The organism is Arthrobacter sp. TMS2-4, assembly GCF_054511075.1.
Map to the genome: position 1 here is coordinate 1 of NZ_JBTNDI010000001.1, position 21,139 is coordinate 21,139.

Below are 21,139 nucleotides of genomic sequence, written 5' to 3' on the forward strand. Positions count from 1 at the left end.
TGCGTAAAGAGGTGGGGACCCCCCCGCCACAAGGTCAGAGAGGGGGGAGAACCTAGCTACCCCCCCCCGCCAACCCCGCCCCCTACCCGCCCCCGACGCGGGATCCGGGGTCCGCCCAGCAGGGCGGCTGTCGATTTCGCACCAGCGGTCGGTAACTGGTAAAGTTTCTTGCTGTTGCCCCCCTAGCTCAGTGGTAGAGCGCGTTCTTGGTAAGAACGAGGTCACCGGATCGATTCCGGTGGGGGGCTCGCAAATGAGGGGGCCCGTGACGATCATCCGATCGGTGCGGGCAGACTCATTTAGGGCGGTGTAGCTCAGCTGGTTAGAGCGCACGACTCATAATCGTGAGGTCGTGGGATCGAGTCCCACCACCGCTACAGGAAGAACACAGGGAAGGCCCCGGAGCTTCGGCTCCGGGGCCTTCCCTGTGTTCCCCGCCCCTCAGTCGCCCTTGACGTTGATGATCTGCCGCAGCGTGTGCCGCACGTCCACGAGGTCCCGGGCATCCTGCATGACCACGTCGATGTCCTTGTAGGCGGCGGGGATCTCGTCGAGGAACGCCGGCGTGTCCCTGAACTCGATGCCGCGCATCGCTGCCCGGAGCTGGTCCTGGGTGAACGTTTTGCGGGCCCTGGTGCGGGAGTACTCGCGGCCGGCTCCGTGCGGCGCCGAGTTCAGGGACTCCCGGTTACCCCGGCCCGTGACCACATAGGAGCGGGTGCCCATGGAACCGGGGATGAGTCCGGGCCGGCCCGGGTCGGCGGCGATGGCGCCCTTGCGGGAGAGCCAGACGTCCTTCCCGTAGTGCGTCTCGCGTTGCGTGTAGTTGTGGTGGCAGTTGATGCGTTCGCGTTCCTGCGCAGGCTCGCCCACCCAGTCCGCGAACTGCCGCACCACGCGGTCCATCATCTCCTCGCGGTTGAGCAGGGCGAACTTCTGTGCCCACAGGAGCTCACTGATGTAGCGGTCGAACTCGGCTGTTCCCTCCTCGAGGAAGGCGAGGTCCTGGTGGGGAAGGTCGATGGAGCGCCGGGCGCAGTAGTCCCGGGCTGCGCGGATGTGCCGTTGGGCGATCCGGTTCCCGATGCCTCGCGACCCGGAATGCAGGAACAGCCAGACCCTGTCGTCCTCGTCGAGGGACACCTCGATGAAGTGGTTGCCCGAGCCGAGCGTCCCGAGCTGCAGCCGCCACTGCTTCACGTAGTGCGCAGGGTCGAAACCGGCAGATTCGGCGTCCTGTTCGAGGGCGTCGATCCGGGGTTGCGCGGAGGCGCCCACCCGCTTGTTGTTGTTGCCGGCCGAGAGAGGCACTGCATGTTCGATGGCCTCCCGCAGCAGTCGGCGGTCCAGGCGTGCCACGTCGGCTGCGGTGTGCCCCGTGCGCACGGCGACCATGCCGCAGCCGATATCGACCCCGACCGCCGCAGGGATGATCGCGCCGAGGGTGGGCAGGACGGACCCGACGGCGCACCCCAGACCCAGGTGGGCGTCGGGCATCGAGGCGAAGTGCGGGTAGACGAACGGCATGGAGCTGCTCATCCGGTTCTGCGCGAGTGTCGCATCATCGATGACGGTGGCGAAATTGACGTACTGCTCCGTGATCCACTGCATCAGTCGAGGCTATCGACGCGTCGGGTGGGAGCGCACGCTGCGCCCGCTCCCACCCGCGACCTTGCGCGCGTCAGCGGATGCGCACCGCGTGCACCACGGCGTCGCTGATCGTCACGTCGCGACCGTCCGAGGTCCGCTCGACCCGCGGGCGGGATTCGCAGGCGCGGACGTCCCAGGCGTCGTCGAGCAGCGCCGCCATGTCCTCCGGGGTGGAGAAGAGATCCGCCTGGTGCGGCCGCCCCACGCCGGAGTGGAGGTCCGACGGGTCGTGGGCGACGATCAGGAGGCTTCCCCCGACACCGACCAGTGCAGCCAGCTCGCGGATCACGCGGGAGCGCTCCGGTTCGCGCAGGTGCAGGAACTGGACGGAGACGAGATCGAGGTCCCGTGGGAGTTCGGGTGACGCCAGCAGATCCACCTGACGCCAGTCGAGTCGTGCCGAGACCGCTGGGTCGAGCGTCTCTGCATGCGCCCGGGCCCGGCCCAGCGCCACCTCCGACACGTCGACGCCGAGAACGTCCCACCCGCGGGATGCGAGCCATGCGGCGTCGGCACCTTCACCGCAGCCGACGTCGAGCGCCCGGCCCGGTGGCAATGCTTCCGCCACCGCGACGAACTGCCGGTTCGGCTTGCCGCTCCAGATGCGGGTGCGCTGCCGGTAGCGGTCGTCCCAGAACTCCTGCGTGTACTCAACCAGCACGGCGAACCCCTTCCCGAAGCGGTGGGCCCGCGGGCGCGGGCATGGCCGGAACAATTTCATCATCCAACCCGTGACGGCGGGTGCCAAGGACCCGTTCGGTCACGGCGGCCTCCATCGAGGCGGCGAACGGTCCGCGGTACCCCTCGACCGCCCACGCCGTTTCCTCCTCGAGGAGGTGCGCGTTGATCGCGGCACCGGCCATGGTTCCCTCCGCCGCGGCGACGATGACCTGCGCCGCCAGATTCGAGACGTTTCCCGCGACGTAGAGCCCGGGCACCGCCGTCGCCCCCATGGGTCCGGCTGCGAGGGCGTGTCCCATGCCGGACGGGTGCTCCTGCGTCGCGAGGCCGAGTGGTTCGAGCAGTGCGCTGCGGGCCTCCATGCGGGTCCCGACGGCGAGTGCGTCCAGGGCGAAGAACGTGCCGTCGCCCACCGTCACCCCCGTCAGGGTGCCATCGGAAGCATCCACCGAGACGACGGCGCCGTCCACCACGCGGACGGAGCGGGCGGCCAGCCGGTCCCAATCCTCGTCGGTGGGAGTGACCTCGTCATTGAGGAACAGGGTGATGTGCTCCGACCACTGCCGGAACAGGAGCGTCTGGTGGATGGACATCGGGCCCGTCCCGAGAATGCCGATGTGCTGCCCGCGGATCTCGTACCCGTGGCAGTACGGGCAGTGCACCACGCCCGCACCCCATTGCTCGCGCAGGCCGGGAATTGGCGGCAGACCGTCGGTGAGGCCTGTGGCGACGAGCACGCGTCGCCCGATGACGCTGCGTCCGTCGGCCAGCACGACGGTGAAGCCTTCGGTTCCGCGTCGGACGCTCACGACGTCGGCCTCGACGAGTGTGGCCCCGTAGCTTTCGGCATCGGAGCGGCCGGCGGCGAGCAGCGCCGTGGGGCCGAGGCCCTCCCGGGTCAGGAACCCGTGGACGGCCCGGGCCGGGGCGTTGCGTGGCTGCCCGCCGTCGAGGACGACGACGGAGCGCAGGGCTCGACCCAGTGTGACAGCAGCGCTCAGGCCGGCAGGTCCGCCGCCGATGATGACCACGTCGTATCGCTGGTGAAGAGTTCGTGGGGTGGGGGGCATGGTGGGTCTCCTTCTGGTTCGCCGATGGTTCAAGCATCGGCTGCTCCAGTGCCGGTCGCAAATTTCTTTGCCGGTCTGGCAAACTGGTGTCATGACTACCGACCTCGACGCCGTGCTCGACGCCGTCGGCCCCCGCCTTCGCGGCTTGAGGATGCAGCGCAATCTCACGCTCGGCGACGTGTCCTCCGCCTCGGGCATCTCCGTCAGCACCCTTTCGCGGCTCGAGTCCGGCCTGCGGCGCCCGAATCTCGAGATCCTCCTGCCCATCGCCCGGGTATACGGGGTGCCGCTCGACGATCTCGTCGGTGCCCCGCCGACCGGGGATCCCCGCATCCACCTTCGGCCCGTCGAGTACCACGGGGTCACCGCCATCCCCCTCACGCGCCGGCCCGGCGGCATGCAGGCCTTCAAGATGGTGCTCGACGGTGACGCACGAGGCACCGAACCGGATCGCCAGGTCCACGAGGGCTACGAGTGGCTGTACGTCCTCAACGGCTCCCTCCGGCTCGTCCTCGCCGACAACGACTTCGTACTGGGACCGGGGGAGGCTGCCGAGTTCGACACCCGGACGCCCCACTGGTTCGCCAGCGCCGATGGCAGACCCGTGGAGTTCATTAGCCTCTTCGGCCAACAGGGCGAGCGGATGCACGTCCGCGCCCGGCCGAAACGGCCCTGACGCGCCCCGTCGGCGCTCGGACACAATGCTCAGCTTGCTTATGATCCTCGGCGTTCCTAGGCTGGATCCCGTACGACAGCCACGCTCTACGCAAGGGAGAACAGCATGTCCGAGCACGACATTTCCGGCAAGAAGGTCGCATTCCTGCTGACGGACGGGGTGGAGCAGATCGAGCTCACCAGCCCCTGGAACGCCGTCAAGGAGGCGGGCGGCATCCCCACGCTGGTCTCGCCCAAGACGGGGACGCTGCAGGGCTTCGACGGCATGGACAAGGGTGAGACCTTCGAGGTGGACCTCGCCGTGGCCGACGCGAAGGCCGACGACTACGACGCGCTTGTCCTGCCCGGCGGTGTGGTGAATGCTGACTTCCTGCGCGTCGACAAGGACGCCCAGGTGTTCACCCGTGCGTTCTTCGAGCAGCACAAGCCGGTCGCGTCCATCTGCCACGGACCCTGGCTCCTCATCGAGGCCGGCGTCGTCAGCGGCAGGGACCTGACGTCCTACCCCACGCTTGCCACGGACCTGAGGAATGCGGGCGCCAACTGGAGCGACGAGGAAGTGGTCGTCGACCAGGGGCTCGTGACCAGCCGCAACCCGGGAGACCTCGATGCCTTCAACGACAAGCTCCTCGAAGAGATCGAGGAAGGTCCCCACGAGGGCCAGACCGCGTAGCGCGCGGTTCACCGAACACCACACCGCAGGGTCCGCCGTCCGGCGGGCCCTGCAGTGTTCTCCGGAGTCCCAGGCCGGCCCGTCATGGTCAAGTGCGGGCCGATACGACAGGATCAGAGCATGACCGACCTCCCCTTCCCCGTCCGCCCCATGCTCGCCAAGGCCGTCGCCGCCGTCCCGGAACAGGACGGCGTGGCCGGCGGCCTCGTCTACGAGCCCAAGTGGGACGGCTTCCGGGCGATCGTGAGGATCGCGGACGGCACCTGCGAGATCGGCAGTCGTGGCTCGAAGATGCTCACCCGGTACTTCCCGGAACTCGTCGATGCATTGCTCGAGAACCTCCCGGAACGCTGCGTCGTCGACGGGGAGATCGTGGTGCGGAAGGGGAAGCCCGGGGCGGAGCGACTCGACTGGGACGCCCTGTCGCAGCGGATCCACCCGGCGGAGAGCCGGGTGCGGCTCCTGGCCGCGCAGACGCCGTCGTCGTTCATTGCCTTCGACCTCCTCGCCCTCGACGACGCCGACCTCACGGCTGCCCCCTTCCGTGAGCGCCGGACAGCACTGGAGGGCGTCGGTGGGTCCTTCGCGCCCCCGGTCCATCTCTCGCAGGTCACCCACGACGTCGAGCTCGCGCGTCGCTGGCTCGTGGAGTTCGAGGGGGCGGGACTCGACGGCGTCGTCGCGAAGCCGCTGGCTGCGGCCTATGAACCGAACAAGCGGCGCATGCTCAAGGTGAAGCACCACCGTAGCGCCGACACCGTCGTGCTGGGCTACCGGATCCACACCTCGGGGCAGGGGGTCGGCTCGCTGCTGCTCGGTCTGTACGACGACGACGGCGTCTTACGGAACGTCGGCGGGATCTCCGCGTTCTCGGACGCGCGTCGGTCGGAGCTGGTCGACGAACTGGAGCAGGACGTGATGCGGGACGACGACGGCGCTCCGGAACTGGGTGCCACCGAGCGGAGCCGGTTCGCCTCGGCGAAGGACGTCTCGTACATCCGGCTGCATCCGCGCCGCGTGGTGGAGGTGCGGTACGACCAGATGGAGGGCGACCGCTTCCGCCATACCGTGCAGTTCGAACGGTGGCGACCGGACCGGGAGGCCCGCTCCTGCACGTTTGAGCAACTCGACCTGCCGGCAGCCTACGACCTCAGTCGCGTGCTCACGGGCGGGGCCGCGGCGCCGGGGTGACCCCGGGTGTCAGTAGCGCTCCGGTTCCTCGCCGAGCTCGAAGTGGCGACCATGGATGTGGGTCGGCGTGATCTCCACATAGGTGTACTTCCGCGTCGGGATCCAGGGTTTGAGCGGTAGGGTGTCCGCCGCGTCCACCTCGGACTGCGAGACGATCACCCGGGCCCTGCCCTTGAGTACCACGCTCCAGGCCTCGTCGTCCTTCACCTCGTCCACCTCGAAGGCGACGCGCTCGTTCACGGTGAGTTCGGCCAGCTTCGTCCCCGGATTCGTCCGCATGAACAGCGCCCCGTCGTGCGCGACGAAGTTCAGCGGGTAGATGTCCGGCTCGCCCAACACGCTCAAGGCTAGGCGACCGTAGTCGGCACGCTTCAGCAGGTCCCATGCTTCGGTCTCGGACAGGACCGTTCCTGGTCGTTCGTCACTTTCCATGGCGTGATTCTCCTGGGGCGTCGGGGCCTCCGGTCGGACGCGGGGCTGGTGCCGCCAGTGTCCCCGACGCCCGCGGCGGGCACCAGAGCCGGGTGGCCCTGATGCCCGGGAGCCCGGCGTCGATGCCCGGGGGCCCTGTCTCGCTGCGCCGGGAGCCCTGCCTCGCTGCCCCGGGAGCCCTGTCTCGCAGTCCCGGGAGTCCTGTCTCGCGGTCCCGGGAGCCCTGCCTCGCTGCGCCGGGAGCCCTGCCTCGCTGCGCCGGGAGCCCTGCCTCGCTGCGCCGGGAGCCTGGTCGATCACCGCAGGGGAGGGCGCGGTGCGCACCGCTGTCGGCGCCGGCCCCTAGGCTGGAAGCGTGGAACCCACCTATCTCTGCAGCGGCGTGGCCTGGCACGAGTCAGGGCCGGCCCTCTCCCTGCACGAGACGTCGGTGGAGAACTCCGGCACGCAGGACGAAGGGCTGCACGATCTCCCGCTGGCGCCCGGCGCGAGACTGGCCTTCGAGGTCACCGCCGAGGGGAAGTACTGCCTCGGCTTCCACCGCGTCCATGGACGGGACGACCGCACGTGGGTGGGCTGCGCAGGCCATGCGCCCGCGGAGCGGGGCTACCAGTGCGGGCGGTGCTTCGCGCAGGACGACCTCCGGTTCATGCACGACATCCACCGCTCCGGCATCGCCCCGGCGGGTCTGAAGCGTTACCTCGATCAGCCCCACTGGTTGTATGTGGCCACCTTCGCGGACGGCGCGACGAAGGTCGGGACGGCGTCGGACCTGCGGAAGCGGGCGCGTCTCGTGGAGCAGGGCGCCGTCGTCGCGCAGTTCGTCGCCTATGCGCGGGACGGGCGGATCGTCCGGATCCTCGAGGACGAGGTAACCCGCACGGTGGGCCTGCCGCAGGCCGTGCGATCCGCCGCGAAGGCCGCGTCCCTGTGCGCGCCGCTTCCCCCTGTCGAGCTCGAGCGACTCAACGACGGGTTCGCCCTGGCAGCCCGGGGACTGCTGTCCGGTGGAGTCGGGGTCGAGGGGTTCGAGGTGGTGCGCGAGGAGTTCGAGTCGCCGTCGTCGTGGTCCGCTGTCTTCCGCCACCGGGGACTCCAGCCGTATCCGGAACCACTCGGCCGGGGCCGGCACGGCGTCACCGTGCGTGAGGTACTCGGTCCGTCGGCGCTGGTCTCGATCGACGGCTCGGACCTCGTGTTCGTCGCCGACCTGTCCCAGCTCAAGGGCAGGCGGCTCCGGGCGGGGAATTTCAGCACGCCGGTGCCCGCCGTCCAGGAAGCGCTCTTCTGAGGACCGTGCGGCGGGCGGCAGTAGAATCGGTGCATGCTGAATACGCCCTGGGAGACCGGCTCGGACCTGTACCGCAAACTGGTGGTCTCCGCCCTGGCGACCACGGCGCTCGGGATCCTCATTGCCGTGGTCGGGGCCGTCACGGACCAGAGTGCGCTCGTCTACACCGGCATCCCGATCATCGTGGTCGGCATGGTGTGCCACATCGCAGGGCTGGTCGTGCGCTCGCGCGATACGCGTCGTCGCCTCAGGGACCGGCGCTGAGCCGGCACAGCCCGACGGCGGATGCCGTCCCCTTCCCGCGCCTTCACCCAGAATCTCCCGCCCGCCCGACGACGTTTCCACCGGAGGAATCATGACCATCGACCCAGACCTGCAGGGGCGCAGCTACCCCGCAGGAGAGACCTACTCCGTGGGGCGCGAGGCGATCCGCGACTTCGCCCGGGCCGTCAAAGCCACGCATCCGGCGCACTACGACGTGGACGCCGCGGTGGCGCTCGGACACCGGGACCTCGTGGCACCGCCCACGTTCGCGATCATCGTCGCGCAGCGGGCCGACGCGCAGCTCATCGCGGACCCGGCGGCCGGTATCGACTTCACGCGCGTGGTCCACGCCGACCAGCGCTTCGTCCACCACCGTCCGATCCTCGCCGGTGACGAGCTCGTCGCCGAACTCCACGTCGACCAGGTCAGGGCCATGGGCGGTGGCGCGATGATCACCACGCGTGCGGAAATCTCGACCGTCGACGGTGAGCCCACGGCCACCACGACGTCATCCCTCCTCGTCCGTGGGGAGGACCAGTAGCCATGACCGTATCCATCAGCACACTCGAGGTGGGCCGGCAGATCGGTTCCGCCACCCTCGACATCACCCGCCAGGACCTCGTCCGGTATGCGGGTGCCTCGGGAGACCTCAACCCGATCCATTGGAACCAGGGGTTCGCCGAGGGCGTGGGCCTGCCCGGCGTGATCGCCCACGGCATGTTCACCATGGGCGCCGTCGTGCAGCTGGTCACCGACTGGGTCGGCGACCCCGCTGCCGTCATCGACTACCAGACGCGCTTCACCAAGCCCGTCGTCGTCGAGGACACCACGGCGCGGCCCGGGGAGCCCGGCGCCGTGGTGGAGGTCGTCGGCGTCGTCGGGGCGATCGACGCCGAGCGGTCGACGGCACGCATCGACTTCACCGTTACGTTCGGCGGGCAGAAGGTGCTCGTGAAGGCGCAGGCCGTGGTGAGACTGTCATGAGCGTGCCCCTGACCGGCACGCCCCTGGCCGATCTCACGACGACACGCGTCGGAGGACCGGCACGCACACTCGTGGAGGCTTCGACGGAACAGGAGATCGTCGATGCTGTCCGGGCCGCCGACGCCGCCGGTGACCCGTTGCTCGTCATCAGCGGCGGGTCGAACCTGCTGATCGGCGACGACGGCTTCGCGGGCACCGTCGTCCGCATCACGTCGAGCGGGTTCACCGTCGACGACGACGACGCCACATGCGGCGGTGTCATGGTGAAGGTGCAGGCCGGGCACGACTGGGACGATCTCGTGAAGTACACCGTGCTGCACGCGTTCACCGGCCTCGAGGCCCTCTCGGGCATCCCGGGGTCCACCGGTGCGACGCCCGTGCAGAACGTGGGGGCCTACGGTTCGGACGTGTCCCACACCATCGCCACGGTGCGCACCTTCGATCGCGAGACGGACAGCATCAAGAGCTTCACCAATTTCGAGCTGCAGTTCGGCTATCGGGACTCCCTGCTCAAGCGCAGCACCATCAACGGGTCACCGCGCTATGTGGTGCTCACGGTCGAGTTCCAGCTCGGTCTCGGACGCATGAGCACCCCGATCCGGTACGCCGAGCTCGCCCGGGTACTCGGCGTCGAGGTCGGGGCGCGTGCCTACGCCAACGACGTGCGCCGTGAGGTGCTCAGGCTGCGGGCGGGCAAGGGCATGGTGCTGGACGCACCCGATCCGGACACCTGGAGCACGGGATCGTTCTTCACCAACCCGATCGTTCCACAGGACGTCGCAGCGCGGTTGCCGGCAGATGCTCCCCGGTATCCGACCGGTGAGGACGGCTCGGTGAAGCTGAGCGCTGCCTGGCTCATCGAGCACGCCGGGTTCTCGAAAGGCTTCGGTCTCGCGGACGACGACGGCTTCGCTGCTGCCGGCGGCCGTGCCTCCCTGTCGACGAAGCACACACTGGCCCTGACCAACAGGGGCGGGGCTTCGACGACGGATCTGCTGTCCGTCGCCAGGCTCGTGCGTGACGGCGTGCATCAGGCTTTCGGTATCCGGTTGGAGCCCGAGCCGCTGCTCATCGACTGCTCCCTCTAGCTCGTCGGGCGCCGGGCAGCCCGTCCGTCAGGGCGCGGCTGCGGGCTCGGATGGGGTCCGTCTGCGGGCTCAGCGACGCGGTTGCTCGGCTACGCGCTGACTCCGCTACGGGGTTGCTCGGCTACGCGGTGGTGGGCCAGCGTCCTACCAGTCGGGGGCCGGTCTGCGGGCTCGGCCACGGGGTTGCTCGGCTACGCGGTGGCGGGCCGGCGTCCGGCTCGGCCACGAGGTGGCTCGGCTACGCGGTGGTGGGCCGGCGTCCTACCAGCCGGGGGCGCGCTGCCGTTCGCCCCACTCCTGTCCCCTCCTTCCTTGCCCGATATTGATTGCCGGTTGGCGTCCTGCCAGCGGAGCCCGTTGGTCCTCATGGTCGGGTTTCGTCAGCGGGCGGGGGAGCGTCGTGCCTGTTCGGCGGCGGCACGCGTGAGGACGACGTCCTGCCAGCTGTCCTCACGCTGCACGAGCTGCCGTGAGCAGAGCCACTGGGCAAGGCGTGAGGCGACACTGATCTGCGCCAGGCGATCGTGGAAGTCGGGGAGGAGCTGTGGTGCTGCGAGGAACTCGGGCAGGGCGTGCAGGAGCTGTCGCGCACCCATGATCGTGACGTAGGGGTCCTCGGTGCCGAATTGTCGCTCCAGGTCGAGTAGGTCCTGCTCGGTGTCCGTCAGCCTGGTCACGGCGACGTGTTCGAGGTAGGCGCGGAGGTGGTCCTGGACCCGCTCGTATCGCAGCAGGCTCTCGGGGTGCCGCGTGTGGCCGCTGGCCGCGAAGAAGCGCCGGAGGACGATGTCTGCGTTCACGGGATCCATGCGCCCATCCTTCCGGTGCCCTCCGACCTTTTGGCCCGACTGTTCGGCTGCGCCGAGGTTCGGAACACGGCTGATGCGTGTTCGACAGCGTTGCAGGAGATATGTGGATAAGCCATCCTCGACTCCTCCTCCACAATCGCTCCCTGCCCTCGGAAATAGTACATAGGTTCGATAAAATCAGGTATGGCTATCGCACCGGTGGAAGATTTCGGGGACCCGGACGTCTCCCTGGGATTGGCGCACGCCGTACTGATGCAGGTGGTGGTTTCGCTGGAGGGCAGGGGCCGGATGCTCACCTCGGGTGAAGCCGCACGGACGATCGTCGACATCGAGGACATGTCACGGGTCGTCGACTACCTGCAGGTACTTGCTGCGGGCCTGGCGGAGGAGCGGGACCTGGCCTCGGGTGACAAGCCCCTGGACAGTGGTTCTCTGCGGGTCCGGGCGGAACAGTGGATCGGAGAGCAAAAGAGACCCGGCGCGGTAGGGGAGGCGGCATCGGGTGAGCATGAAGATGGTGATGCGAGCGGGTCCCGCTTCCGGAGCTGTACGGATTACCTGCGCGCCAGGCTGGGAATCAGTCGCGCAGAGGCGAAACGCAGACTGGAGTTGGCACACAAGGTGCTGCCCGGTGTCTCGCCCACAGGGGCACCCGTGGAGCCGCAGTCGGCAGCTGTCAGTGCTGCATTCGCCTCAGGCACCCTGAGCGGGCGAGCAGCGACCGTCATCTGTTCAGCGGTGGACCGGGTCCGTTGCCTCGCCGACCCCGATCAACTGGTGTCGATGGAGCATCACCTCACCAGGCAGGCGCTGGAGGCCGATGAGGATGTCCTGCGTGTCCTTGCCCGTCGCTGGGAGACCGTTCTGGACCAGGATGGGCAGGAACCGACGGAGAAAATCCTGCGGAGCCGCCAGGGCGTATTTCTCCGCGGTCGCCGCAATGGATTGCGGATCCTCGAAATCGGAGCGACGGACGAACAGTACGAGCATCTGGTCACGGCGATGACCACTGCCACCAACCCCCGCATGTCCACGAACCGTGCTTCGGACCGCACCGCGCACGATTCTCCTAACTACTCGCCGAGCCTCGGTGTTGCTGGTGCCTCGCCGGACCGTGTGGCTGCTGGAGTCTCGCAGGAGGGTGTGGCTGCCGGAGCCTCGCTGGAAGAATGGGCTCGCGGATCCGCATCGTCGACCGGAGCGGAAAGCCCCACCCGGGCCCAGAGCCTGCTCGACGGACTGGTCGGAGCATGTCGGATAGCCCTGTCCACCTCCGAGCTGCCGGCCACCGGAGGCCATCGACCCCAGGTGATGGTCACCATCGATTACCGCGACCTCCTCGGCGAGCTCCGCGACACCGGCGGACGACGAACCTGCGGCCCAGCGACCACCGATCCACGGGCCCGGCGCAGAGAGGCCGGCGGTAGGGACATCTACGGTGCAGAGGTCAACGGGCGAGAAGCCCGCGGTGCAGAAGTCGGCGTTGGTGACACCCGCGGTGGAGACGTCAGCAGTGCAGAGGTCCCTGACTGGGACACCTCGGCTGATGGTCGCGGCACCGGCCGGACGGGCGGAAGCGGAACCGGGCGAGCCGTCTTCTCAGAGCAACTCAGCGCCCGTGCGATTCGGCGGATCGCGTGCGATGCCGACCTCATCCCGCTCGTGCTCGGTGGGAAGGGTCAGGTCCTCGACATCGGTCGTGCAGGGAGGCTCTTCCCACCGCATCTGCGTCGGGCACTGGTCGCACGCGACCGAGGCTGTGCCTTCCCGGACTGCACCGTTCCAGCCAGCTGGTGCGAGGCGCACCACCTGACGCCCTGGTCCCGCGGGGGCGGCACCAGTATCGACAACGGAGTCCTGCTGTGTGCACACCACCACCACACCATCCATGACGGTGGCTGGACGGTCGCATCGCACAACGGCATACCGTGGTTCACGGCACCGCCACACCTCGGCCGACATGGCACCACTGCCAGGCGCAACAGATACTGGCACGCCGAGCCTCGGTCGACTGTCGGCGCCGCGGACGCGGTCTCCTTGTGGGAGTGAGGGCGGAAGTGCACGGCCTGAGTGACCGGTGGAGGCACGTGACGGAGCCGCGCGGCCCGTGGGGCGGGTGGACGCACGTGATGGAGCCGCACGGCCCGAGTGACGGGTGGAGGAACAGGGGATCGAATCGACCCGAGAACTCCGACGCCGGCCGAATCGCCCCGAGGATGCGCGGCGCCCGCCAGGGACCCTCAGAGGTTGCCGGTGGCGATCATCAGCATCCGGCGGAGCGGCTCGGCCGCTCCCCACAGCAGTTGGTCACCCACCGTGAACGCACTGATGTACTCCGGGCCCATCTCGAGCTTCCGGATCCGTCCGACAGGGATTTCAAGCGACCCGGTGGCTGCGACCGGCGTCAGCCCGGCGACCGTGTCGGTCTTCGTGTTGGGGATGACGCGCACCCACTCGTTGTCCGCGGCCAGGATCGACTCGATCTCACTGACTGGCAGGTCCTGCGTCAGCTTCAGGGTCAACGCCTGCGAATGCGAGCGCATCGCACCCACCCGGACGCACAGGCCGTCGAACGGAATGCGCGTCTCGGTACCAAGGATCTTGTTGGTCTCCGCTCCAGCCTTCCACTCCTCGCGGGAGACCCCGTTGCCGAGATCGCTGTCGATCCAGGGGATGACGGACCCGGCCAGCGGTACGCCGAACTGGCTCGCTTCGAGGCTGGGGTGCCGCTGTTTGGCGAGAATGGCGCGGTCGATGTCGAGGATCGCAGAGGCCGGATCGTCGAGGTTCACGGCCACGGTGCCGTGGAGCGCACCGAACTGGTTGAGGAGCTCCCTCATGTGGCGGGCACCGCCACCCGAGGCGGCCTGGTAGGTCATCGACGTGCCCCACTCCACGAGACCATTACGGAAAAGCCCGCCCAGACCCATGAGCATGCAGGAGACCGTGCAGTTGCCGCCGATGAAGTCGCGCACCCCGCGCGCGAGCCCTGCGTCGATGGCCTCACGATTGACGGGATCGAGGACGATGATGCTGTCCTGCTCCATACGCAGCGTCGAGGCGGCATCCAGCCAGAGGCCCTGCCACCCGGCGTCGCGCAGCTTCGGGTAGACCTCGGCCGTGTAGTCGCCACCCTGGGCGGTGACGATGATCGGGAGCTTGGCGAGCGTCTCGACGTCGTACGCGTCCTGCAGGGTGCCGGATCCCTCTGCGAACCGCGGCGCAGCGCCGCCGACGGCCGAGGTCGAGAAGAACACGGGGTTGATCCTGGCGAAGTCGCCCTCCTCCTGGAGGCGCTGCATGAGGACGGAGCCCACCATGCCGCGCCAGCCCACGAAGCCGACGGAGGGCAGTGCGGAACTCTCGGGTGCTGAAGTCATGCCCTCCAGTTTAGGCGGAGGCGCCGAGAGGCGCCGGTTTGTGACCGGTGCCCCTGCGTCAGGACTGCTTGGTCCAGAGGCTGATGCGGTAGCGGGTACCCTTCGTCGATTCCAGCCAGCCTGTTTCCGGGGTCACGGCCGCCAGCGACCAGTCCGTTCCGAGCAGGGGCGCGAGGGTGTCGCCCTCCGCCGCGGATTCGACGACGGTGACCAGCGCCGCATTGGCACGCGGCATGGCATCGGCGTACACGCGGCCGCCACCGATGACCCACACCTCCTCGGCGCCGGGACTGGCATTCGCGGCCTCGAAGGCAGCGTCGAGCGAATCGACGACGACGGCACCGGGCAGGTCCAGGCGCGATCCGGAGACGACGATGTTCGTGCGGTCCGGCAGGGGACGAACCGACGACGGGAAGGATTCCCAGGTACGCCGGCCCATGATGACGGGATGCCCCGTCGTTGTGGCCTTGAAGTGCGCGAGGTCCTCCGGCACGTGCCAGGGGATGCCGCCGTCCTTGCCGATCACCCCGTCCTCGGTCTGCGCCCAGATCATGCCGATCACAGGGCGGGACCCGACGGCATCGGGCACGCTCAGGGCCCGGGGGGAGGGATCCGCGCTCAAACCGCCACCGGCGCCTTGATGGTGGGGTGGTGCCGGTAGTCGATCACGTCGAAGTCCTCCAGGTCGTAGTCGAAAATGCTGTCCGGCCTACGCTTCAGCTCGATGCGGGGGTACGGGTAGGGCTCCCGGGACAATTGCTCGGCGACCTGCTCCACGTGGTTGTCGTACACGTGGACGTCCCCGCCGGTCCAGATGAATTCGCCGGGCTCGAGACCGGTCTGCTGGGCGACCATGAGGGTCAGCAGGGCGTAGGAGGCGATGTTGAACGGGACCCCGAGGAACGTGTCGGCGGACCGCTGGTACAACTGGCAGGAGAGCCGGCCGGGGCCACCGTCCACGCCGGGGCTCACGTAGAACTGGAAGAACACGTGGCACGGCGGCAGCGCCATGTCGTGCAACTCGGAGACGTTCCAGGCCGAGACCAGGTGGCGGCGCGAGTCCGGGTTCGTCCTGAGAGCCTCGACCACCTGGGCGATCTGGTCGATGTGGCCGCCGTCAGGCGTGGGCCATGACCGCCATTGGACGCCGTAGACGGGGCCGAGCTCACCGTCCTCGTCCGCCCACTCGTTCCAGATGGACACGCCTCGCTCCTGCAGCCAGCGGACGTTGGAATCGCCGCGGAGGAACCAGAGCAGCTCCAGCGCCACGGACTTGAAGTGCACACGCTTGGTGGTGACGAGCGGGAAGGACTCGCTGAGATCGAAGCGCAGCTGCCGCCCGAATACGCTCCGGGTACCGGTACCCGTCCTGTCGCTCTTGGGCGCGCCGTTCGCCATGACGTCGCGCAGCAGGTCCTCGTAGGGGGTGGGGATGGGAGTGCTCACCCGGCCAGTCTAAAACGAATGGGTCGTCCCGGTCGGCGGTGGTGACGCGGGTAGACTACCCCCGGGCCGTGCAGGCGACGGCGTCGCCGCTCACCTGCTGTTCACTTCGTACCGGAAGAATCCAGCCGTGACCATCCCCTCGCCCCAGATCCACGCCACACCTGCCGCCGGGCGGTTCACGGCGTCCGGTCGGGCACCGGCCCCCCGGACGCTCCTCGACATCCTGCGGGCCACGGCCGCGGAGCATCCCAGCGCGTCGGCGCTCGACGACGGCACCGAGGACCTCAGCTACACGGAGCTCGTCACGGCCGCCGACCGGTTCGCCGCCACCCTGCGCGCCGCCGGTGTGGGCCGCGGCGACACCGTCGGGGTGCGCCTGCCCTCCGGCACCAATGAGCTGTACATCGCCATCCTCGGCGTACTCGCGGCGGGAGCGGCCTACGTACCCGTCGATGCCGACGACCCGGACGAACGTGCCCGCGTCGTGTTCGCTGAGGCACGCGTCGGTGTCGTCGTCGGGCACGGCCTGTCGGTGGTCGCCGGACCTGGTGCACGCCGGGGAATTCCCGGAGACCCCACACCGGACGACGACGCCTGGATCATCTTCACCTCCGGTTCCACGGGCACACCCAAGGGCGTCGCCGTCTCCCACCGCTCCGCCGCCGCCTTCGTCGACGCGGAGGCACGGCTGTTCCTGCAGCACGAACCCCTCGGACCCGTCGACCGCGTGCTGGCCGGCCTCTCCGTCGCGTTCGACGCCTCCTGCGAGGAGATGTGGCTGGCCTGGCGGTATGGTGCGTGCCTCGTGCCGGCGCCCCGCGCCCTGGTGCGGACCGGTGTCGATCTCGGTCCGTGGCTGATCACCCGCGGTATCACCGCCGTGTCCACCGTGCCCACGCTGGCGGCGCTGTGGCCCGCCGACTCGCTCGAGAACGTCCGCCTCCTCATCTTCGGTGGGGAGGCCTGCCCACCGGACCTCGCACAGCGCCTGGCCGTCGATGACCGTGAGGTCTGGAACACCTACGGACCCACCGAGGCGACCGTGGTCGCCTGCGCCGCGCGCCTGGGCGGGGAGGGCCCCATACGCATCGGCCTGCCCCTGGACGGGTGGGACCTCGCCGTCGTGGACGAGTCCGGAACGCCCGTCCCGGAGGGAGGCACGGGGGAGCTCATCATCGGGGGAGTGGGACTGGCCCGCTACCTGGACCCGGCCAAGGACGCCGAGAAGTACGCACCGATGCCGACGCTCGGGTGGCGGCGCGCCTACCGGTCGGGCGATCTCGTGCAGCTGCAGGCCGCCGGGCTGGTGTTCATGGGCCGGGCCGACGACCAGGTGAAGCTCGGTGGCCGGCGCATCGAACTCGGCGAGGTGGATGCGGCACTCCAGGCCCTGCCCGGGATCGCCGGCGCCGCCGCCGCCGTCCGGACGACACCGTCGGGCAACCAGCTCCTCGTCGGCTACCTCGTGCCGGCCGACCGCGACCCCGACCTCCCGGCCCTGCGCGCGCTGCTCGCCGGGGAGCTGCCCGCCGCGCTCGTGCCCCTGCTGACCGTCACCGACGCCCTGCCCACGAAGACCAGCGGCAAGGTGGACCGGAACGCCCTGCCCTGGCCGCTCGCCGGTGTCGGTGACCCGGACACACCTGGCAGCCTGGAGGACCTCGACCCGCGCCTCCGGTGGATCGCGGACCAGTGGGCCGCCGTCCTCGGCACCGTCCCGGCCGACGAGGACGCCGATTTCTTCCTGCACGGCGGCGGGTCGCTCGCGGCCGCCCGGCTCGTGTCGCTCATCCGCACCCGCTACCCGGTCGTCACCGTCGCCGACATCTACGCCCATCCGCGGCTCGGTGCGCTCGCCGCCTTCGCCGCAGGAACCGGCGGCGGGGGTGAGCAGCCACCAACTCCCGAACGCGCCGTCCTGCGCACGGCGCGCAGGTCGCAGGTCTTCCAGACGATCATGGGCATCCCGCTGCAGTTCCTGGCGGGCATGCGCTGGCTCACGTACGCGATGATCGCAGGCAACGTCCTCGGCGGACTCGGGATCCTCACGGCGGCGGCCACCCTGTCGTGGTGGTGGGTGGCGCTGTCCTGGCTCGTGTTCGTCAGCCCGTTCGGCCGCATGGCACTGTCCGTCCTCGCGGCCCGCCTCCTGCTGTCCGGCGTGGAGCCCGGTGTCTATCCGCGGTCCGGCAGGGTGCACCTCAGGCTCTGGCTCGCCGAGCAGATCTCGGACAGCGCCGGGGCGGTGAGCCTCGCCAGCGCACCGTGGGTGCAGCTCTACGCGCGGGCGCTGGGCGCACGCATCGGACCCGACGTCGACCTCCACTCCGTCCCCCCGGTCACGGGCCTGCTCACCCTCGGACCGGGCGCGTCCGTCGAACCGGAGGTGGACCTCTCGGGCTGGTGGATCGACGGCGACCGCATTCATATCGGCGGGATCACCGTAGGCGCGGGAGCCGTGGTCGGCGCACGCAGCACACTGATGCCGGGTGCGACGATCGGCGCCGGCGCCGAGGTCGCCCCGGGGTCGGCGGTCCAGGGCATCGTCCGCCCCGGGGAGCTCTTCTCGGGCGCGCCCGCCACCAGGGCGGGGCGGGCCAAGCAGGACTGGCCCGACGCGCCGCCGGCCCGCTCCCGGCTGCGCGCGCGTGTGTCCTTCGTGGCGTTCGCCGCAGCTTCGGGCGCACTCGCACTCATCCCGTACGCCGCCGCCGTCGTCGCCGCACTGCCCGTCCTGGCAGCCCTGCGCGGCGCACGGTCCCTGTCCTCGGCATGGCCGACCCTCGTGGGACCGGTGGCGCTCGCCGCCGTCCTCTGGATCGTCGTCACCGCCCTCCTGGTCCTCGCGACCGTCCGCTTGCTCGGCATCGGCCTGCGCGAAGGCTACTATCCTGCCCGTAGCAGGATCGGCTGGCAGATCTGGGCCACGGAGCGCACCCTCGACATGGCGCGGGACCTCCTGTTCCCGCTCTACGCGAGCCTGTTCACGCCCGTGTGGCTGCGGCTCCTCGGGGCGAGGGTCGGCCGGAACGTCGAGGCATCCACCGTGCTGCTCATCCCGAAGATGACCACGATCGGCGAGGGTGCCTTCCTCGCAGACGACACCATGGTGGCCTCCTACGAGCTCGGCGGCGGGTACCTGCGCATCGCGCCCGCGAAGATCGGCCGGCGTGCCTTCCTCGGCAACTCGGGCATGACCTCGGCCGGGCGGCGCGTCCCGAAGAACTCGCTGGTCGCGGTGCTGTCGGCCACGCCGGCGAAGGCAAAGGCCGGCAGTTCCTGGCTGGGCAGTCCGCCCTCCCGGCTGCGCCGGCTCGCCGTGACCGGGGACCAGAGCCGCACGTTCCAGCCGTCAGGGCGCCTCAGGGCGGCGCGCGCGTTCTGGGAGCTCTGTCGCGTGGTGCCGGTCATCCTCACCGTGATGATCGCCGCCGCGGCCCTCGTGGCCTTCGACGCGCTGGCGTCCTGGGGCGGCTACCTCGTGGCGGCCCTGCTGAGCGGCGTCGTGTTCACGGTGCTGGGAGCGATCGCCGCCGCGAGCGCCGTCGTCGCGAAGTGGCTGCTGGTCGGCCGGATCACGGCCGGCGAGCACCCACTGTGGAGCTCCTTCATCTGGCGCAACGAGGTGGTGGACACGTTCATCGAGAGCGTCAGCGCCCCGTGGTTCGCGCGGGCCGCCAGCGGCACGCCGTCGCTGGTCTGGTGGCTGCGGGCACTGGGATCGAAGATCGGACATGGCGTCTGGTGCGAGAGCTACTGGCTGCCCGAAGCGGATCTGGTGAGCCTCGGCACCGGATCCACTGTCAACCGCGGATGCGTGGTGCAGACCCATCTCTTCCATGACAGGATCATGAGCATGGACACCGTGGAGCTCGCCGCAGGAGCAACCCTCGGCCCCCACAGCGTGATCCTGCCCGCAGCCCGGATCGACCAGGGTGGCACCGTAGGGCCTGCGTCGCTCGTGATGCGCGGGGAGACCGTCCCCGCAGGGACCTACTGGATGGGGAACCCGGTCAGCTCCTGGTCGGGTCCGGGAGACGGTGCGTGAGCACCAGTTCCGAGAGCATTGCGCCTGACCCGTACACCCCGACCAACGGCAGCACTTCCTTCCAGGTCGACCACTACGACCTCGCCCTCGACTACCGGCTCGCGACCAATCGCCTGTCCGGTCGTGCCGTCCTGGCCGTGACCACGCGCCGGGGACTGCACCACGTCGAACTCGACCTCCAGGGGCTCCGGACCACCCGGATCACCTCGGACACCGTCCGCATCCGGTCCTTCAAGGACCGTGCGGGAAAGCTCGTCGTCGGCTTCCGCGATCCCGTGCCCGCCGGTGCCACGTTCCGGCTCGACATCCGGTACGAGGGGAACCCGCGCCCCCTCACCGGGATCTGGGGCGAGATCGGGTGGGAGGAACTGACCGACGGCGCCCTTGTCGCCGGGCAGCCCACCGGCGCTCCGTCGTGGTTCCCCTGCAACGACCACCCCTCGCAGAAGGCTGCCTACCGGATCGCCGTGACCACCGATGCCGGCTACCGGGCCGTCTGCAACGGCGTCCTCGTCTCGCGGGTCGACCGGTCCAGCCGGACCACCTGGACGTACGAGCAGGCCGAGCCGATGGCCACCTACCTCGCGACGGTGCAGATCGGTCGATACGCCCTTGTGGCGCTGAACGACCCCGCGGGGCCCGTCGTCGGCCTGCCCGCCCCGGGTGCGCAGCGCGCACCGGGAACACCCGTGCCGCTGTACGCTGCCGTGCCGCCGTCCCTCGCCCCCGCAGCCAAGGTGTCGCTGGCACGCCAGCACCAGATGATGTCCGTGTTCGAGGAGTGCTTCGGGCCCTACCCCTATCCTCAGTATCTCGTGGTCGTCGCCGACGACGACCTCGAGATACCCCTCGAGGCGCAGACGCTCTCGATCATCGGGCGCAACCACCTCGACCAGGGCTGGGACGCGCAGCGACTGATCGCCCACGAGCTCGCGCACCAGTGGTTCGGCAACTCCGTCACCGCCGCACGCTGGCAGGACATCTGGCTGCACGAGGGCTTCGCCTGCTACGCCGAATGGATCTGGTCCGAGGCCAGCGGGTCGACGACGGCGGACGCCCACGCGCGGTCCGTTCACCAGCGCCTCAGCCGGGCGCCCCAGGACCTCGTCCTCGCCGATCCCGGCGCCGTCGACATGTTCGACGACCGCGTCTACAAGCGTGGCGCCCTCACGCTCCATGCGCTCCGGAAGGCGGCAGGCGACGACGCCTTCTTCGCGCTGCTGCGCTCGTGGTCCGCAGAACACCGCTTCGGGACCGCCACCACAGCGGACTTCATCGCGTTCGCGGTACGAGCGCTTCCCGGCGCCGGTGTCGGGGACCTCCTGGTGCCGTGGCTGCTCTCGAGGCCCCTGCCCGCATTGTGATACGGGCCGATACCGCTGCATGTCGGGTGCCTGCCTGCAGACACATGCCGGGTGTCCGGCGTCCGGCACGGGTGCGTGCCTGCCGACATGCCG

Annotated in this window: 19 protein-coding genes and 2 tRNA genes; 13 read left to right on the forward strand and 8 right to left on the reverse strand. The window is 69.5% G+C overall.

The features are described from left to right. The first annotated feature begins 176 nt into the window (after positions 1-176). Positions 177-248: transfer RNA gene (locus ACX80F_RS00005), tRNA-Thr, on the forward strand. A 55-nt stretch (positions 249-303) separates the two neighbouring features. Continuing rightward, positions 304-377, forward strand: a tRNA-Met gene (locus ACX80F_RS00010). Positions 378-441: 64 nt separating this feature from the next. On the opposite strand, the gene ACX80F_RS00015 is transcribed toward ACX80F_RS00010, so the two are convergent. The 3 genes from ACX80F_RS00015 to ACX80F_RS00025 form a co-directional block, all read right to left on the reverse strand. Then, positions 442-1,611 carry an RtcB family protein gene (locus ACX80F_RS00015; RefSeq protein WP_459334352.1) on the reverse strand — a complete coding sequence of 390 codons (1,170 nt, stop codon included), beginning with the start codon at positions 1,609-1,611 and terminating at the stop codon, positions 442-444. Positions 1,612-1,681: 70 nt separating this feature from the next. Continuing rightward, complete coding sequence (locus ACX80F_RS00020) at positions 1,682-2,311, reverse strand: class I SAM-dependent methyltransferase (protein ID WP_459334353.1); 630 nt, start codon at positions 2,309-2,311, stop codon at positions 1,682-1,684. Then, positions 2,301-3,401 (reverse strand): NAD(P)/FAD-dependent oxidoreductase, encoded by a 1,101-nt coding sequence (locus ACX80F_RS00025; RefSeq protein ID WP_459334354.1) that lies wholly within the window; start codon positions 3,399-3,401, stop codon positions 2,301-2,303. The genes ACX80F_RS00020 and ACX80F_RS00025 overlap by 11 nt, the downstream gene beginning before the upstream one ends. A gap of 91 nt (positions 3,402-3,492) precedes the next feature. On the opposite strand from ACX80F_RS00025, the gene ACX80F_RS00030 reads away from it, so the two are divergent. The 3 genes from ACX80F_RS00030 to ACX80F_RS00040 all read left to right on the forward strand — a co-directional run bounded on the left by ACX80F_RS00030 (position 3,493) and on the right by ACX80F_RS00040 (position 5,940). Continuing rightward, the gene (locus ACX80F_RS00030; protein ID WP_459334355.1) at positions 3,493-4,077 is read left to right on the forward strand and encodes a helix-turn-helix domain-containing protein; all 585 of its coding nucleotides are present in this window, start codon (positions 3,493-3,495) and stop codon (positions 4,075-4,077) included. A gap of 105 nt (positions 4,078-4,182) precedes the next feature. Beyond that, entirely contained in the window at positions 4,183-4,749 is a 567-nt protein-coding gene (locus ACX80F_RS00035; RefSeq protein ID WP_459334356.1) for a type 1 glutamine amidotransferase domain-containing protein, read from the forward strand. Between the two features lie 120 nt (positions 4,750-4,869). Next, a complete protein-coding gene (locus tag ACX80F_RS00040; RefSeq protein ID WP_459334357.1) occupies positions 4,870-5,940 on the forward strand; it encodes an ATP-dependent DNA ligase in 1,071 nt (356 codons plus the stop codon). 9 nt (positions 5,941-5,949) lie between these two features. Here ACX80F_RS00040 and ACX80F_RS00045 read toward each other — a convergent pair whose 3' ends face one another. Continuing rightward, positions 5,950-6,372 carry a pyridoxamine 5'-phosphate oxidase family protein gene (locus tag ACX80F_RS00045; protein WP_459334358.1) on the reverse strand — a complete coding sequence of 141 codons (423 nt, stop codon included), beginning with the start codon at positions 6,370-6,372 and terminating at the stop codon, positions 5,950-5,952. A gap of 355 nt (positions 6,373-6,727) precedes the next feature. Between ACX80F_RS00045 and ACX80F_RS00050 the strand changes: the two genes are divergently transcribed. From ACX80F_RS00050 to ACX80F_RS00070, 5 genes are all read left to right on the forward strand, one after another. Next, positions 6,728-7,663 carry a DUF2797 domain-containing protein gene (locus tag ACX80F_RS00050; RefSeq protein WP_459334359.1) on the forward strand — a complete coding sequence of 312 codons (936 nt, stop codon included), beginning with the start codon at positions 6,728-6,730 and terminating at the stop codon, positions 7,661-7,663. Positions 7,664-7,696: 33 nt separating this feature from the next. Further along, complete coding sequence (locus ACX80F_RS00055) at positions 7,697-7,927, forward strand: hypothetical protein (protein WP_459334360.1); 231 nt, start codon at positions 7,697-7,699, stop codon at positions 7,925-7,927. Positions 7,928-8,018: 91 nt separating this feature from the next. Next, the gene (locus ACX80F_RS00060) at positions 8,019-8,468 is read left to right on the forward strand and encodes an FAS1-like dehydratase domain-containing protein (protein WP_459334361.1); all 450 of its coding nucleotides are present in this window, start codon (positions 8,019-8,021) and stop codon (positions 8,466-8,468) included. A 2-nt stretch (positions 8,469-8,470) separates the two neighbouring features. After that, positions 8,471-8,911, forward strand: a complete 441-nt coding sequence (locus ACX80F_RS00065) for a MaoC family dehydratase (RefSeq protein WP_459334362.1) — start codon at positions 8,471-8,473, stop codon at positions 8,909-8,911. Next, complete coding sequence (locus tag ACX80F_RS00070; RefSeq protein WP_459334363.1) at positions 8,908-9,999, forward strand: UDP-N-acetylmuramate dehydrogenase; 1,092 nt, start codon at positions 8,908-8,910, stop codon at positions 9,997-9,999. Before ACX80F_RS00065 ends, ACX80F_RS00070 begins: the two co-directional genes overlap by 4 nt. 380 nt (positions 10,000-10,379) lie before the next feature. Here the strand turns inward: ACX80F_RS00070 and ACX80F_RS00075 are convergent, their stop codons facing one another. Continuing rightward, entirely contained in the window at positions 10,380-10,808 is a 429-nt protein-coding gene (locus ACX80F_RS00075) for a hypothetical protein (protein WP_459334364.1), read from the reverse strand. A gap of 183 nt (positions 10,809-10,991) precedes the next feature. Between ACX80F_RS00075 and ACX80F_RS00080 the strand changes: the two genes are divergently transcribed. Then, complete coding sequence (locus tag ACX80F_RS00080; protein ID WP_459334365.1) at positions 10,992-12,857, forward strand: HNH endonuclease signature motif containing protein; 1,866 nt, start codon at positions 10,992-10,994, stop codon at positions 12,855-12,857. Positions 12,858-13,048: 191 nt separating this feature from the next. On the opposite strand, the gene asd is transcribed toward ACX80F_RS00080, so the two are convergent. Genes asd through ACX80F_RS00095 form a run of 3 tightly spaced genes read right to left on the reverse strand, consistent with a single transcriptional unit; the run spans position 13,049 to position 15,586 of the window. Next, positions 13,049-14,188 carry an aspartate-semialdehyde dehydrogenase gene (gene asd, locus ACX80F_RS00085; RefSeq protein WP_459334366.1) on the reverse strand — a complete coding sequence of 380 codons (1,140 nt, stop codon included), beginning with the start codon at positions 14,186-14,188 and terminating at the stop codon, positions 13,049-13,051. A 58-nt stretch (positions 14,189-14,246) separates the two neighbouring features. Further along, a complete protein-coding gene (locus ACX80F_RS00090) occupies positions 14,247-14,810 on the reverse strand; it encodes a dihydrofolate reductase (protein ID WP_459334367.1) in 564 nt (187 codons plus the stop codon). Then, a complete protein-coding gene (locus tag ACX80F_RS00095) occupies positions 14,807-15,586 on the reverse strand; it encodes a thymidylate synthase (protein WP_459334929.1) in 780 nt (259 codons plus the stop codon). The genes ACX80F_RS00090 and ACX80F_RS00095 overlap by 4 nt, the downstream gene beginning before the upstream one ends. Before the next feature lie 181 nt (positions 15,587-15,767). Between ACX80F_RS00095 and ACX80F_RS00100 the strand changes: the two genes are divergently transcribed. Together ACX80F_RS00100 and ACX80F_RS00105 are read left to right on the forward strand one after the other, a co-directional pair. Continuing rightward, positions 15,768-19,682: a Pls/PosA family non-ribosomal peptide synthetase gene (locus tag ACX80F_RS00100; protein WP_459334930.1), complete on the forward strand. Its 3,915-nt coding sequence runs from the start codon at positions 15,768-15,770 to the stop codon at positions 19,680-19,682. Next, positions 19,679-21,046 (forward strand): M1 family metallopeptidase, encoded by a 1,368-nt coding sequence (locus tag ACX80F_RS00105; protein WP_459334368.1) that lies wholly within the window; start codon positions 19,679-19,681, stop codon positions 21,044-21,046. The genes ACX80F_RS00100 and ACX80F_RS00105 overlap by 4 nt, the downstream gene beginning before the upstream one ends. The last annotated feature ends 93 nt before the right edge of the window (positions 21,047-21,139 follow it).